Origin of the sequence: Streptomyces sp. NBC_00090, assembly GCF_045160815.1 — a bacterium.
In the GTDB taxonomy this organism is placed as follows: domain Bacteria; phylum Actinomycetota; class Actinomycetes; order Streptomycetales; family Streptomycetaceae; genus Streptomyces.
Map to the genome: position 1 here is coordinate 1,370,787 of NZ_CP108224.1, position 15,255 is coordinate 1,386,041.

7 protein-coding genes and 1 pseudogene are annotated in these 15,255 nt (G+C 67.9%); 1 reads left to right on the forward strand and 7 read right to left on the reverse strand.

Annotated features, from left to right (window positions below; translation table 11 throughout):
- Positions 1 to 9 precede the first annotated feature (9 nt).
- The 4 genes and pseudogenes from OG361_RS05920 to OG361_RS05935 all read right to left on the reverse strand — a co-directional run bounded on the left by OG361_RS05920 (position 10) and on the right by OG361_RS05935 (position 6,495).
- Positions 10 to 2,652, reverse strand: a complete 2,643-nt coding sequence (locus OG361_RS05920) for a DUF6000 family protein (RefSeq protein ID WP_405852241.1) — start codon at positions 2,650 to 2,652, stop codon at positions 10 to 12.
- A 244-nt stretch (positions 2,653 to 2,896) separates the two neighbouring features.
- Positions 2,897 to 4,042 carry a tyrosine-type recombinase/integrase gene (locus tag OG361_RS05925; protein WP_405852243.1) on the reverse strand — a complete coding sequence of 382 codons (1,146 nt, stop codon included), beginning with the start codon at positions 4,040 to 4,042 and terminating at the stop codon, positions 2,897 to 2,899.
- A gap of 296 nt (positions 4,043 to 4,338) precedes the next feature.
- Positions 4,339 to 5,486, reverse strand: a pseudogene (locus tag OG361_RS05930) (IS110 family transposase); the annotation flags it as partial.
- A 736-nt stretch (positions 5,487 to 6,222) separates the two neighbouring features.
- Entirely contained in the window at positions 6,223 to 6,495 is a 273-nt protein-coding gene (locus tag OG361_RS05935; protein ID WP_405852244.1) for a hypothetical protein, read from the reverse strand.
- A gap of 186 nt (positions 6,496 to 6,681) precedes the next feature.
- On the opposite strand from OG361_RS05935, the gene OG361_RS05940 reads away from it, so the two are divergent.
- A complete protein-coding gene (locus tag OG361_RS05940; RefSeq protein WP_405852246.1) occupies positions 6,682 to 7,473 on the forward strand; it encodes an IS5 family transposase in 792 nt (263 codons plus the stop codon).
- Here OG361_RS05940 and OG361_RS05945 read toward each other — a convergent pair.
- The 3 genes from OG361_RS05945 to OG361_RS05955 form a co-directional block, all read right to left on the reverse strand.
- Entirely contained in the window at positions 7,430 to 7,975 is a 546-nt protein-coding gene (locus OG361_RS05945; RefSeq protein WP_405852248.1) for a hypothetical protein, read from the reverse strand. The two genes, OG361_RS05940 and OG361_RS05945, sit on opposite strands and share 44 nt — an antisense overlap.
- Positions 7,976 to 8,453: 478 nt before the next feature.
- On the reverse strand, positions 8,454 to 8,678 hold the full coding sequence (locus OG361_RS05950; RefSeq protein ID WP_405852250.1) for a hypothetical protein: 225 nt from the start codon (positions 8,676 to 8,678) through the stop codon (positions 8,454 to 8,456).
- 90 nt (positions 8,679 to 8,768) lie between these two features.
- The gene (locus tag OG361_RS05955; RefSeq protein WP_405852251.1) at positions 8,769 to 14,927 is read right to left on the reverse strand and encodes a DNRLRE domain-containing protein; all 6,159 of its coding nucleotides are present in this window, start codon (positions 14,925 to 14,927) and stop codon (positions 8,769 to 8,771) included.
- Between the last annotated feature and the right edge of the window lie 328 nt (positions 14,928 to 15,255).

Genomic DNA, 15,255 nt, shown 5'->3' on the forward strand with positions numbered 1-15,255 from the left:
TCGGAAGGCTCAGTGCCTGGTTTCCCTTCTGGCAAAGAGTTCAGCGCACTCGCTCGCGAAGGAACAGAGCTGGTCCACGACCTGCTGGTACTCCCGCGGATCCCGCACCGTGTTCGGCGTGGCCTCGGCCCACTGCTGCCACAGGCCACCGGCGGCAAGGTATGGGGCTGCTCGCTCGGTCCCAAGGACGGCATCGAGGTGAAGCAGCGTGCTGAGAACCTCAGTCTGGTCCCAGACGAGGTCGGGTTGAGGCAGGTAGCGATCAAGGTACCTGCAGACCAGATCGGCGTCTGCGCTGGTGCCGAAGGTGGCAAGAGCGATGCAGAAAGCCCCGCGGTAGGGGCCTCCGCTGGCCAGCAGGAGTTCGCCGATGCGGCTGCGGAACTCGGTCCTGCCGGCCACGGCAACCAGCCAGGAGGCAGTCTTACGCTCTCGCCAACCGCCTTCGAAAAGGATGCCGAGTTCAGCGGGAGTGATCTCCCCGGCAGCCTGGACCAGCTCCCTCATGAACGTGTCGCGCTCAGGCCCGCTAAGCCGCAGCGAGCTTCCACCCAGCCGCATGTACCGCCGGCCGGGCGTGACGAATCGTCGGACTAGGTCCATCAGCTCGGGGTCGGTGTTGGCATAGCGCATGGCTGCATCTTTGCCCGGCGAGGACCCAGCTGCCAGCGGTTTACCCAGAGCCAGAGTAGCGATCGCTAGTTCAGAGAAGCAGGCGTGCTCGTGCGCGCAGGGAGTTCCGTAGGGCCGACCGCAGGAACCGAGTTCGATGCGGCGCTTGTCGAAGTGCTCCTGGAAGTCGGTCCACTCCTCCGGCGTGGGGTCTCGGTACTCCGCCTTCGGCCGTTCGGCCCGGCGCCGGGAGAGGAACTGGTGGTAGTTGCTGATCACGTCCTCGTCGAAGACCGCGACGTAGCCGCGGGTGGTTCGGATATCGAGATGGCCGAGCAGAGCGGCGCCGATGTGGATCGGCAGGCCGTTGTTGACCAGCTCGGTGGCGAAGAGCCTGCGGAAGTCGTGGGGCGCGAACCGGATGTCCTTGAACTGCGGGTGGGTCAGTGCGAGTTCGTCGCATGCTCTGCCGATCAGGCGCCAGACGGTGATGTTGGCCATGCCTCGCTGGGTGCCGCCGTGGAAGTTCTGGAACAGGTAGGGCAGTGGTTCGCTCCAGGTCCTCTCGTGACTGTCGTAGCGGACGCAGACCGGGACGGTGCCGTGCTCGTTGCGGTGGCGCCGGATGACCTGGGCGATGACGTGGAAGAGCTCGGCGGACATGGGGATGATGCGTTCGCGGTCGCTCTTCGAGGGAGTGACGACGAGCAGAGCCACGACCTCGCCGTTGGGCCGCTGGTACTGCCGGACCCTGAGATGCGTCAGCTCGATCAGTTCTTCGGCCCGCAGGCCCGCCAGCCGCAGCGTTTCGACGATGGCCCACTGCCAGAAGGCATAGCCCTCGTCCCGCGAGACGTGGACCAGTTCACCGGTAGCGCGGTTGACCGCTCGGACTGGCGGGCGGTTGTGCCGCTGGTCCTTGGTGGAGACGCGGAGCCAGGTGATGCCCTCGGCGGTGAACTCCTCGCCGTTCTCGACCATGAGGGCGGCGTCCAGCAGGGTTCGCAGGCGGTGCCATCTGTCGTTGACGTACTGGGAGAGGATCGGAAGGAGGGGCTGGCGGTCGCGGGTGCGGTTGGCCATGCGTTCTTGCAGGCGGCGACGGCGGACCTGGAACCATCGCAGGTCGGCGTCGCGGATCGGGCAGGGGGCGACCCATTTCGCCCAGCGTTCCGGCTCGGCGGCGGCCCAGCTTTGCAGGTCGAGGTAGAGCGCGCGGACGGCCATCAGCGGTCCGTCGACGTCAAGCCGTGGCTTGCCGTCGGGCAGGACCATCAGCCATTCCTTCCACTGCGTGAACGTCTCCTCCGACAGCTTCAGGTCCTTCTGGCCGGGGTTGATCTTCTCGATCTGTTTCCAGAAGGTTCTGACCAGGAGGTTCGTCAGTCTTCGCAGGGTGGAGTAGTCCAGGTTCGCCGAGCGGCGGCGGATGTACTCGACCAGCAGGTCGCGCATCTCGCCGTTGTGGAGCTGGTGGCGGTCGACGGCTTCCTCGACGGAGACCTGCCCGCGGGTAACGGCGCCGCGCAGGCTGCGGGGCGCCGACGCCGGGAAGTGGCCCATCTCGTGCAGGATCGGCCAGGCCAGGGTGCCGGCGAAGCTGCTCTTCTCCCCGGCCAGTTCGTGCTTGCGGGACTCGACGGCGTAGTGGAGCAGGGCCTCGGGGGTCAAGTCCTTCAGGTCGATGCCGAAGACGGTCAACGCGCAGCAGACGTCGAACTTGGTCCGGGTCCGGCGGGCCTGGCTCATCGGCAGCTGGTCGGCCCGTCGGCAGAACTCCTCCAGCAAGGGGTCCTGGGCGACGCTGCGGAACCAGGGCGAGTAGTGGAAGAAGCGGTTGCAGCGGAAGCCCAGGAGGGTGGGACGCACCAGCCGCAGGGCGAACGCCTGGCCGGTCGCGCAGTTCAGCTTCATGCGCAGGGGCCTGTTGTCACCGGCGGTGTCGCCAACGGGCCGTCCCTCGTCGTGGCCGGAGGCTTCCCACCGCTCTTGCCACGTGTCTCCGGGGAAGGCGGCGAGGTGACCGAGGAAGGCCCGCATGTGGCTGCGTTGCTTCCACTTGATGGTCTCGGACTGGGAAAAGTGATCCGCCGTGCAGTTGACGATGTCCTCCGCCGGCGCCGCGCTGAAGTCACCCAGCGAGCGTGGTGGCCGAGACGGTGGCGGAGGTGGAGCCGGGAGGATCGCGGTCGGCGCGTAGATGCCGTCCAGGACAGGGCCCTCGGCATCGTGGCGGCGGACCCGGTTCGTCGTCGGGCCCTTGATCCGCATGCTGTTTCCGACCTTACTGCCCGGCACCGAGCACCGCCTCAATGTCGTCTGCGGCGTACTGGGTCGGCCACGACACCGGCTGAACCGGCCGGGCGTAGTAGGCCCCGAGCTTGTCCAGCAGGTCGTCCAGGCCGACGGCCGTGTAGAGCTCGGTGGTGCTGATATGCGCGTGGCGCAAGATCGTCTGTACTTCGTGCAGCTTCAGCTCCGGGTCCCGGGCCATCCGCTTCGCGGCGGAGTGGCGCAGGTCATGCAGGGTCCAGTTCGCCCCGAGCACCTCGCAGGCCCGCTGGAAGACGCGGCGGGCCGCCCAATAGGTCAGCGGGCGGGACTCGCCTCTGCGGGTCCGCCAGACGGGCATCCCCTCGGGCGGCAGTCCGTCCTCCTCCAGGTAAGCAGCCAGGTAGGCCAGCCCTTCCGGGGAGGTCGGGACCGGCTGCCGGGCCCGGGTGCCCTTGGAGATCACCCAGAGCTGGCCCTTGGTCCACTCGATGTCTCCAAGGCCGACCCCCAGCAGCTCGGACGCCCGGGAGGCAGAGGCCAGGTAGTTCGACAACAGGGCCTTGTCCCGGACGCACTTCATCTGCGTGAACAGCTCGTCCCACTGATCATCGGGGATGGACCGCGGATGCCGGATCGGCACCTTCGGCCGCAGCCGGGCCCGCCGGTGCTGCTGGCGGACCTCCAACGGCGAACGGTGGGCCAGCGCGGCCCATCGAGCCGCGCTCTCCGGAACCGGGTTCACCACCGGCCCGCGGCCGAAGGGATGGTGGAAGGCGTAGAAGCCGTGGACCACCGTCAGGTTGTGGGCGATCGTCGACGGCGCGTATCCGGCCCGCAGGGTGGGCTTGCCCGTCTTCGGGTTCACAGACCCGGCCGGGTGGCTGCCGGGGCGCCGACGTTCGCGCTGGGGGTTGCGGGCGTGCCGCAGCCAACCGACCAGGGCGGCGGTCTCCGCCTCGGTGACCTGTTCCCATCCCACGTCCAGGGCCCAGAGCACACGGTGCCAACGCAGCAGGTCGTAGCCGTAGCTCCGGCAGGTCGCCGTACTGGCGTCGCCGAGCACCCGGTCCCGCAGGTAGACGCTGACCGGCTCGATCTCACGGCCGGCGGCATCCACCACCAGCCACGGCAGCGACGGCGTCGTACCAGCGACCACAGCCCCGACCCGCGGCAGCCGTACCCGCCCGTCAATCAGATCTCGATGAAGTGAAGGAGTCTCATGCACGCTCACATGATCAGAACTCAAGGCCCCCGAACCGAACGAGAGCCCCAGTTGGTGCAGTTAACAGACCAGGCCGACCCAGTTCTCCTCGTCCACCTTGGTCTGCATGGCGCGGACCCTCCAGCGGCCGGCCGGCAGTGGGACCGGCGCCTCAGCGGGCATCCCACCGTCGGGGTACTCGACGCCCACCTGACTGCCGCCTCCCACGTGGTGGCACCACGACCTTGGGGCAGCAAGTGCCGCTGTGCGGCGGCATGCCAGTCTCCGTGGTCACGTCGGCGTCGGTAGTGCGCGTTCGCTCCTGGTAAGGCGGTGAGGGCGGCGAAGGCCCAGAGGAAGCCGGCGTTGATGAGGCGGTTGTTCTTGACGAATCGGCGGCCGACGAAGCGCTTTTTGCCGGAGGCCCGGGTGATGGGGGCGGATCCGGCGTACGACTTCAGCGCCCGGGCGTCGGCGAACCGTGCCCGGTCGTCGCCCAGCTCGGCGAGCACGCGGGCACCGAGCATGGGCCCCAGGCCGGGGAAGCTGAGCAGGATCTCGCTGTCGGTGTGCTGGTGAAAGGCGACGGTGGCCGCCTCCGCGAGATCGTTCGCGGCCTGGCAGGTGGCGTCCAGTTGCTTGAGCAGGGCCAGGAGCTGGTGACCGAAGGCATCCTCGACGCCGGGCAGCTGGTGGGCGTACTCGGCGCGGAAGACGTCCCGCAGCCGCTCGGCTTCCGCGTCGCAGCCGCGGAGGCGGCCACTGCGTTTGAGGGCAGCCCGCAGCTGGGCGAGGGTGAGCTTCGCGGCCTTGGCCGGAGTCGGTGCCAGAGTGAGGATGACGCGGGCGTCAGCCCTGGTCAGACCGCCTTGCTTGCTCTGGAAGGCCAGCAGAGCAGCAGGGTAGTACTCGCGTAGGAGGGAGCGGACCCGGCTGGCGACCTGCTGCCGAGTCCAGACGGCATCCTGCTGGGCTCGGGCCAAGACCGTGATGGCCTGGGCGAGTTCGGAGTCGGCCGGCAGGGGCCGGTGGGCGTGCAGTCGGTGCGCAGGATGTTCGCCAGGACCAGGGCGTCGCCCGGGTCGGACTTCTTTCGGCTGACGCCGTGGCGGTCGCGGTAGCGCGCGGCGGCGAGTGGGTTGATCGCGAAGACCCGACGGCTGTCAGTGCGCAGGCTCGCGACCAGGAGGCCGTGGCTGGTCTCGATGGCCACGGGTATCGGATCTTCCGGGCTGTCTCCGTGCTCGGCCAAGAGGTCCAGGAGCTTGTGGTAGCCGGCCACGTCGTCGGTGATACGGGCTTTGGCGAGCAGAGTGCCGGCTTCGTCGACGAGGGCGATGTCGTGGTGACGCTCTGCCCAGTCGATGCCGCAGAACACGGTCAAGCTGTCCTCCCAGATCCGTCCGTTTATGCAGGTCACGAGCACATGCGGGTCACGCGGCGCCCTAATCCAAGGACTCGTTGGTCCGCCATCTCAGTAGCCGTTCGCGACACCAGCGAACTCCAGGGGCTCGATCTTTCTGCAGAGCTCTCGGGCTCGCGGATGAACAAGAGGTCGACCCTGGAGAGGGCTCGCGCCGTGACGATTAACGTCCGACCTGGCCCTGCGAGTTTCGCGGTGATCACGGAGGCGCCGGGCTGCGCCGCTCTTGACAGAGGCCTCAAGGGCCCGGGGAAACGGAGGCATCAGCCCGGCGCCCGCGTCATCACCGCGAACCCCGCAACGGACAGCGATGCCGCTCTTTGAGGAGGCCTTGACGGCCAGGGGGGATCCAGGCATTCGCTGTCCAGCGCAAGCAGTCGTCCCGGGGCGTTGCATGGTCCCTGGCCGTCTGCTTACGCACTGGATTAGGAGAAGCGTCGCGGTAGCAGAGCTGGACAAGGGGGTGTAGCGGAGCCGGACAAGGGGGCCGCGCGCGTCCGGCCGCACCCGGACAAGGGGCCGCCGGCGGCGGGCGCACCGGTGCGGTGCGGAGCATCAGGTGCGGCGCACCAGCGCGCGAGAGTGCCGGGCATCGTCAGGTGGTGCGGTGCACCGGTGCGGTGGCGCACCATCGCGGTGCACACCACGGTGGAGTCCATCGTCGTCCGACGCACCGGAGTGGGCTCCACTCAGTGGACGATGCCCGGCATCGTCACCACAGCCAGGCGTTGGAGTGCCGCACCCGGGACAGGGCGCGGGCGTCGCGGCGCGCGGCAGCGTTGCCGATCCGGCTCTGCCGGGAGCGAGGCCGGCGCGAGTTCCGCGCGGCGAGACGGCGCTTGGCGGCTTCCTGGAGTCGCTTCCGCTGCTTGCGCAGCTCCGCCTTCTTCGCCGCCTTCGGCTTAGTAGCTGTTGTCGTTCCGATCTTGAGGGGTGGGCGTCGAACGGGAGTCTCGATCGGGTGATCGCGGCCGGCCGCGGGCATGAAGGCAGGGCCTCTTGGTAGCTCGGGGTTGCGAAGCCAACCGAGATCCAGGAGACCCTGTTGCCGCAGTTGTACGTGCTCGCGCCGGTGGAGTTCAACTCGGCTGCTCCGTCGTGTGATTGTGTCGCTCACCGGTTCGGGAACGCGGCCGATCACTCGGAACGTGTTCGGAGGTATCCATCGGACATGACGGACACGGAGTGGGCTGTGGTCCGGCCGCTCCTGCCGGTGCCGGGCTGGATGCGGGGCCGGGGCGGGCAGCCGGAGGCGTACTGCCACCGGGCGATACTGGACGCGATCCGGTATCTCGTGGACAACGGCGTCAAGTGGCGGGCGATGCCGGCCGACTTCCCGCCGTGGGACCAGGTCTACGCGTTCTTCCGCCGCTGGCGCGACCACGTGCTGGTCAGGGAGTTCCACGACCGGCTGCGCGACCGGGTCCGCGAGAGGGCGGGCCGGGATGCAGAGCCGACGGCCGGCGTGATCGACTCGCAGTCGGTCAAGGCGGACGCCGTCGTCGGCGCCGACAGCCGCGGCTTCGACGGCGGCAAGCTGATCAACGGCCGCAAGCGGCATGTCGTGGTCGACACCCTCGGCCTGCTGCTGGGCGTCATGGTTACGAGCGCGGACATCGGTGACCGCGCCGCCGCGAAAGTGCTGCTCGCCCAGGTGGCCGACGCCCACCACCGGCTGGAACTCGTCTGGGCCGACGGCGGCTACACCGGCAGTCTCGTCGAGCACTGCCTGGCCGCGCTCGCCCTGGTCCTGGCGATCGTCAAGCGCAGCGACGACACGCGCGGCTTCGTCGTGCTGCCCAAGCGGTGGATCGTCGAGCGCCTCTTCGCCCACCTGATGCGCACCCGCCGCCTGGTCCGCGACTACGAACGCCGCACCGCCAGCGCCGAGGCGATGACCTACTGGTCGATGACCATGATCATGACCCGCCGCCTGGCCCGTTCACGCCTCGCGCGAGCGTGAACCGGCCCGGCGCCGGCTCGGCAAGCCAGCCCCGCGCGACCAGGCGTTTCGCCTTCGACCGCAACGCCTCCACCTTCGACGGCACGGTGTCCAGGCCGAACAAGACGGCCATCTCCTGGCAGGTCAGCGGCCCCTGATGGAGGCAATGCCGGTCCGCGAGAGCCTGCAGAATGCGCTGGTAGTCCACCGACAGCACCGACGCGTCCAGCCCCTCGCGCCGCACCGGCACCTGCGACTTCGGCCTCGCTGCCATTGACACCGGTGCTGCCTCCTCGGCCTGCCCCTGGGCCGGCATCGCCCGCTCGGTCCGGACGTGATCTTCGGTCTCGTCCACCGGACCCAGCACCTCGCCGACCCGCGATCGGGCGATGACCCACTCCTTCCAGTCCCGCTCGGCCGCGGCCAGCTCGGCCTGGACGCGGTCGGCCTCCTCCCGCAGCTCGTCCACACGACGGCGAGCACCCAGCTCACGCTGCTCGAGCAACCCCACGACCGACGGCATCCACGGCCTCCCCAGGAACGATGAAACAACAGGCGACCACTCCCACGGGAGCACCGAACCTATGCCTGGCCAGCGAAAACACCGGTCTCAGGTTCGGTACGACAACACCTACTAAGGCACGACCGGGGCCGCCCGTACACTCGACGTGTGCGTATGACACCGTCCGTTCGACTGGGTCTGCTCGTCGCGATCCTGGCTGCGGCGGCCGGTTCCCTGCTCCTGTGGAGCCCTCAACGACTGCTCTCGCAGGGGCTCACCTCTGACGTTCCGCCCGGCGGCGGTCACTATACGTGACTGTCACCGCCACGGGCGGCAATGGGCAAGTCTGACGCGTATTTGGCTGCACTGGCAGTCGAGTTGGAGGACCGGCCCAGCGGGCCGGGTAAGGTCACCGGCTGCCCGGTGGAGGTGCATGTCGGCGGGCCGTGGTCCCAGTAGCGCGGGAGGCCGCTCATGATCACGACATGACCTGCAAGGCTCAGTCCTCCATGGTGTCCGCGATCTCTTCCCGCAGGCGCTTCTGCTCACGTGTGCTCAGCGATGCGCCCTCGGTCACGTGGAGCGCCCAAGGAGTCTCACACGGACCGTCGTGTTGGTGATCGGAACATATGTCGGCGACAAAGCGGTCGACGAGAGCGTCCTTTTGCTCCCTGGTTGCCACCAGGGAGATGACGACTTTCCACAGCTCGGGAGTGTCACTCATCTTCAAGCCCTTTGATGAGAAGGAGGAGGGGTCCGGCTGCCAGGACCGGCGACCGGACCCCATTCTTACGAGCTAGGAGGGATCAGACCATCACGGACCGCATCCGCACCAGCTGCCGTACGTACCGCGCCAGACCTGCGAGTAGAACAGGATGCCGCCGGACCAGCGGTTCGCCCGACGCATCCAGTTCGGAGGGTTCCGCAGATGGATGGTGCGGGGGTTGAAGTCGGAGTCCCACCACTGCTTGAAGCGGTTCTTCGTGCACTCCACCGCCCGGCAGTGCTTGGTCTTACAGCCGCGAGGCGCCTGGCTGGAGGCATCCTTCTTCGCTCGCTTCACGGCTTCGGACTCTGTCTTGCCCTCGCCGGCGCCCCAGACAGGACCGGTGCATTCGGCGGCAGGTCCCTCCAGACTGCACTTGGCCTTGCACTTCCACTTCTGGCCGTCGAGGTCGTACTGGCTGATCGGGTCGCCCGGGTAGCCGTACAGGTTCGCGCCACCGTCCACGATCGGGTCGACGGAGAGGAAGCGCCCGGTTGCGGGGTTGTAGACGCGAACGCCCATCAGGGTGAGGCCGCTGAGGGTCTCGCTGGAACGCTGCTTTCCACCAAGCCAGCCGTACCGGAGGTCGGCCTGGCCGGCGCGCGGGTTGCCGTACTCGTCACTGTCAACGGCGAGCGGAGCAGAACCCCCGTCGAGGGGAAGCAGCAGGGCCACATCTCCATGGATGTTGGCCAGCTGCAGGATCCGGTCTCCGGTCTTGCTCGTGGTCGCCGTGAGGCTGCCACTCGCGGTGGCGACGTTCCGGGTCAGAGCACCCGTCGCCGTGTCCTCGACGATCCATCTAGGGCTGTCGGACTCGTTGCAGTAGTGGTTGAGCTTCGTCTGCAGCGTGCTCCAGGTGCTGCCGCTGCCGGATTCCACGGTCCAGGAGCGGAATCGCTGTGCCGGGTCGAGGGTCCAGGTCTGGCGCTCGCCGCCTGTTGTCTGCTGGTGAACGAGATCGTTGGTGTAGTAGCTGAACGTGCCGTTGGCCGGCACCGCGGTGGAGCGGCCGAAGGCGTCGTAGGCGTAGCCGGCGTCGACAAGCCGGTCCGCGCTGTCATACGTGTGGGAGGTTGTCGTGCCTCCCGTGATGGGGCAGTCTAGCCCCGGCGCCGCCGCGGCAACCGTCTTGGACTTGCGGTTGGCCCGCGTGTCGAACACGTAGGTGTTTCGGGTGCAGACCGTCTGCGAGGTGTCCTCGACGGTGGTCAGACGCCCCACAGCGTCGTACTGGTAGTTCTGGTCCGACCATCCCGCATGCCGGGAGGTCTGGCCGTGGGCCGTGGTCGCCACACTGTCCGTGTAGACGACGGTCCCGTCGCTGTCGCGCGTGTAGACGCGGTTGACGGTCGCGCCGGTGGTGTCCTGGGTCACCGAGAGGGTGTATCCGCCGGGGAGTTTCTCCTCGGTGACGGTACCGTCCGCGTCGTACGTGGCCACGAAGGCGCCCGCGACGGAGTCGGTCGTGACCGTGGCGAGGCCGCGCGGCTCGGCGACGTGGTCGTAGGTGTAGGTGACGGTCGACGGAACGGTGTCGCTCACCTTGACCGGCCGGTTGAGCTGGTCGAGTTCCGTGGTGGTCTTTCCGCCGTCAGCGTCTGCGTACGAAATCTGGCGGCCGAGCTTGTCGTACTCCTTGGTGATGGTTCCAGCGGTGGGGGACACGGTCCTGACCGCACGCCCGGTGGCCGGGTCATACTCCGTGGTGACCTCCGGGAGCGCCTGGCCGGTACCTCCGGTGGTCTTCACCGTCGTCGGGCGGCCGGCCGCGTCGTACGACGTCGTGGTCGTCCGGGTGACGCCGTTCGCGGTGTCGGTGACCTTGGCGGGGTTACCCCACCAGTCGTATTCGGTGGTGGTGACCGGCAGCTGAGCGGGGTTCGATCCGCCGCCGGTGATCGCGCCTCCGGGGCCTGTCGAGCAGACGCTGTCGGCCCATTCGGGGCGTCCCTGGCAGGCACCGGTGCCACCCGCAGCCCAGTACGTGATCACCTGGGCGGAGGCGCTGGTGGCCGTGGCTCCGGGCTGGATCTTCTTCGTGATCCGGCCCTGGGAGTCGTACTCGGTGGTGGTGGTCAGCGCCAAGCCGGAGGGGTCCTGGATGGACTTGGTGGCCAGGCCCTTGCTCCAGTCGTAGACGGTCTGCGTGACGCGCGCCTCGCCTCGGATGCCGGGGTGCTCACGTACCTGGAGGCCCGTGGTGACCTTCGTCAGCTGGTCCTTGACCTTGGCGGTTCCATCCGTGGGCCGACCCGTGTCGTACTCGTTGACTGTCCAGGACCGGCCGGTCACCGAGGTGCCCGCCGGGACGAGCGTCGTGGTGCCGGACTTCAGGTCTGCCGTCAGGTCGACGCGGCTCAGCGGGCCGAACTCCTCAAGCTGACGCGTGCCGTCGTCGTTGTACACCCAGCGGTCGGACAGCAGCTCGGCGCGCTCGGTGCTCGTGAGTTGGGCGATGCCGAGTTCTGCCTGGCGTGCTCTGTCCTCGGCGGTGAGGCCGAGCGCGAGGGCCCGGTTGGCTGCTGTGAGCCCGCGGACCGAGTTGCCGAATCGATCGTGCTCGGTGGTCGTGGTGTGTCCTCCGGGAATGATCGTGTTGACCTCTCGGCCGGAGACACCGAGGTAGTGCGCGCTTGCGCGCCGGTAGTCGGCAGCGGCGAGGGCGCCGCCTGCGTGTGAGGAGGGGGTGACGTCGGCCAGGAAGATGGCGGTGGCATCCGTCGGGGCCTCTGTCTGGGCCCAGCCCTTCACATCAGCGGCGCCCATCTTGTAGGGGGCGTTGGTGCCGGTCAGCGGAACGTCGTAGACGACACTCGTCACTGCGGTCCCCGTCACCACATCCTTGGTTCCCTGCTGCAGCGCCGGGCGGGACACGGTGAGCAGCATCCCGTCGGCAGCGGCCGACCCCGATCCCGCCTTGCCGTACGTAAAGTTCCAGGGCAGGTCGCCCGGCTCAGTGATCTGAGTGACGCGCCCAGACGTTTCGTATGTGTAGGAGGTCTTCAGCGCGGGCGTGAGCAGTGGATTCCACGCTTCCCGCAGGCGGCCGAGGTCGTCGTACGCGTATGCCTGGACGGTCTTCGCCGTGGCGGCTGCAGCACCGGGCTCGGTCGCCCAGAGCCGGATCCCCTTCACCTGACCGCTGTAGTCCCCGAAGGCGCTGCTCGTGGCGGTGGTGGCATTCGCGTAGACGAACTCCAGCACGCGGCAGCCCTTGGTGGAAGGAGTTGCTGCACAGGTCCCGGAGGCCACGCTGGAGTTCGGTGCGATGACACGCGTGGGCCGGGCCAGCTTCTGGGTGCCGACGGTGACGGTCTCGGACACGAGCGTGGTGGTGCTGCCTGCGAGGCCGGCCGGGCCGCTCGTGGACACCTGCCAGGTGGTGGCCGCCGAGTCGGGCTTGGCGAAGACGATCTCGATGCCCTCGGTGTCGGAGAGCGTGAAGTTGCCGGTGACGCTGCCGGTGAGGGTCAGCTCCTCGGAGCCCGGCTCCGGGATCCATCCGGTCCTCGCCGCGTTGGCAGTGAAGTGGACGGTGTCGCCGTCGGCCGAGACCATGACGACGGCCGTGTCGGACACCCGGCGGATGTGTGTCTGGGCGGAGTCGGTCAGCTGTGCGACGGTGCCGGAGACCCACTCCTTGCCGAAGATCGGAGCCTGGCCCTCCGCCTTGGCACCCTTGTCGGGGGTGCGGGAGGACGCAGTGCGCGAGACGCTGAGCGCGAACGCCGATACGTCAGTGGTGGAGACCGTGTAGTCGCCGGTGAGCAGGTTCACCAGGCCAGGTCCGAGCCGCTCGGCGGAGGCGCCCTCCGCATTGCGATCGACGACGGCGGCCAGTGGTTCGGTGCTCCCCGATGCGGAACCGGGGCCGGTGAAATCGGCCTTGATCTGAATGCTGCCGTCGGGGTCGACGGTGTCAGTGGCGTTCCATACCAGCGGGGTGTTCTTGCCTGCTGTGAGCGCAACGGGCCACGAGGTCAGAGCCGTGCCGCCGGAGAGGACATCCGCCGCGGGTATCTGCACCCAGGGGTCGGCCGCGGCGCGGCGCCAGGAGAAACTGACCTTGTCGTACTTGCTGGCGTCCGCTTCGGCGATCAGAGGGAGACGCTTGGCCGTGCGCTCGCCGTCGGTCGGCTGGAGGAAGCCTCCGGGCCCTGCGTGGAAGGTGTACTCAACCGGTTCGGACTTGTTGTCCGCCTTGTCGACTGCCCGCACCTGGAGGGTGTGGGTGCCGTCCCTGGGCGGGGTGACGGTGATGGTCTTGGCGGTGGTGGAGCCTCCGGTGGCGACCTTGGTCCAGGTCACGCCGTCCAGTGACCACTCCAGCCAGTTGTGGTCGGTGCCGTTCGGTGTGACGGTGAAGGCTCCGGCTTGTCCCGCGCCCTTGACCCACGCGGTGGACGGGTAGTCCGTCGAGGTGATGCCGGTGGGGGCGGATGGTGCGGTGGTGTCGACCGTGAAGGTCTTCCACTCCGACCAGCCCAGGTTGTAGTGGGCTCCGTCGTAGGGCGAGGTGCGGAACTTGTACGTCTTGCCGTTGGTCAGCACGCCGACCGGTACGGCCACGGAGGCGACCTGACCCGAGTTCACCCACGGGGAGACGATGACATCGCCGACCTGCGTGTCGGTGGCGGAGTCGAAAATCTGGAAGGTGCCGTTGACCTTGTCACCGTTGGCGTCGACGAAGGTGTCCCGCAGCGTCGGCGTGACCGTGTTCACCACGTAGGCGCCGCTGTAGGAGAAGTACGGCGGGCCTGCCTCCTGCTTGGTGCCGGTTCGCGGCCGGTAGTTGTAGGTGACGGTCAGTTTCGGAACGTTCGAGGCGGCGTTGGCGGAGTTGACCCGCTTCCACTCCTTGATGTCGTTCTCGTCCGTGGCCTTCAGTCCCATGCCGGCGTAGGACCACTTGTTGTTCGCCCAGTGCTGGACCAGGCTGGTGACATCGGCGTTGATCCACCCGTCGGGCTGCGTGGAGCAACCCGGGTTTCCCTTGGTCTGGGTGGAGGTGGCCATCTTGGTCACCATGGCCGGCCGGTTCGTCCAGCGGGAGGCGGTGGAGGCGTTGTTCGCCGTCCACACCTCCCACGGCTGCGCGGTGCAGTCGGTGTTGCCGGAGTGGAAGTTCCACAGGCTCAGGGTGGCGCTGGAGACCATGGCGTCGGAGACCGGCGCGGTGTTCCAGGTGATGTAGGACTGGGCGATGCGGTACGTGCCGTCCGCGTTCTTCGTCCCCGGGTTGCCGAGGTCGAGTTCGGTGTCAGCAGACCAGTCGACCGTCTCCCCCTGCTGGACGTAGGTGTCGAACAGGTTCCCCAGAGCCGAGGTGGAAGGGTCGACGGTGACCGGGTACTTGGTGGCCGGGTCGGCAAGGAAGGCCGCGTCCGGAGTGATGACCAGATCGACACCGCCCTTCGTCTTGACGACCTTCATCGCGACCCTGGAACGGCGGGTGTGCTCACCGGAGACCTCGTCGACGGTGGCGTCCCACATCACCGGGGCCGGCATCGTCGCGGTCTTCTTCGACTTCTTGTCCGTGAACAGCACACTGCCGTCGGCCTGCTGCTCGACCTTCAGGCCTTTGGTCCGGAGCGGCAGCGTGTAGGAGAAGCCGTCGGTGGTGGGCCTCTGCTTGAGCTCGACGAATTGCTCGAAACCCGTGCGGGTGGCCTCGACCACCACATCGGCGCCGGGCACCGCGTTCACGTAGGTGGCACGCGTGCCGTCCAGCCGCGGCGCGGGCAACCCGCCCCGCCACTGCAGGGTGATCTGTTCGTCACCCTGGCCGAGCGTGACCAGATCAGTGGCGGCGGCTGTCTGGGCTGCACGTAAGGAGCGCGCGGGCACACCCGTCTTTCCGGCCAAGGTCAGACCTTCTGGATGCGCCTTGGCAGCGACCGAGCCGTCAGTCTGAGCGACCAGGTCAACATCCACGTCGCGCCAGGCACCCGTAGCGGAGTCCTGGAAACGCACCGGCCCGGCAGCCAGTTCGGTGGTGAGAGAACCGTCCTTGTTGGCCCAGGTGGTCGACGTCTCGGTTCGCTCGGAGAGCGCCTCAACCCTCTTGCCGGACAGCTTCGCGGCCACGCGCGCCGACGCGATGTCGGCTGCCTGCGTCACCGCCTCCTGCTTAGGTTCGGCCGCAGGCGCTTGCTGCGGCTGGGCCGTTGCCGAGCCAACGCCGTCCAACATAGTGATGGCCATGGTCAGGGCGATACCGCTTGCTAAGAAGCGGATTCTTCGTCCGGACCAAGTCCGTCCGCGCCGGTCCGGCGCGGATGAGTGAAGCGTCATGATCCCTCAGTTTCTTAACGTTCTTGACGCACCGTCTTGTGATGCACTGGTGAAAGTACCTAGGGAAAAAACGGCCAAGGATTCACAAAGATCACGTAAGGCGACAGCGCGGGTCCCGCCTATGCGGGTGATCTACGCCACTCCCCCCCGTGGGGGGATCCCGTCGATCTGCGTTCCTCCGGGCTGTGGGCAATGTTGGGGCCTTGTACACAGACCTGGGTTACTGTGGCTGGGCTGT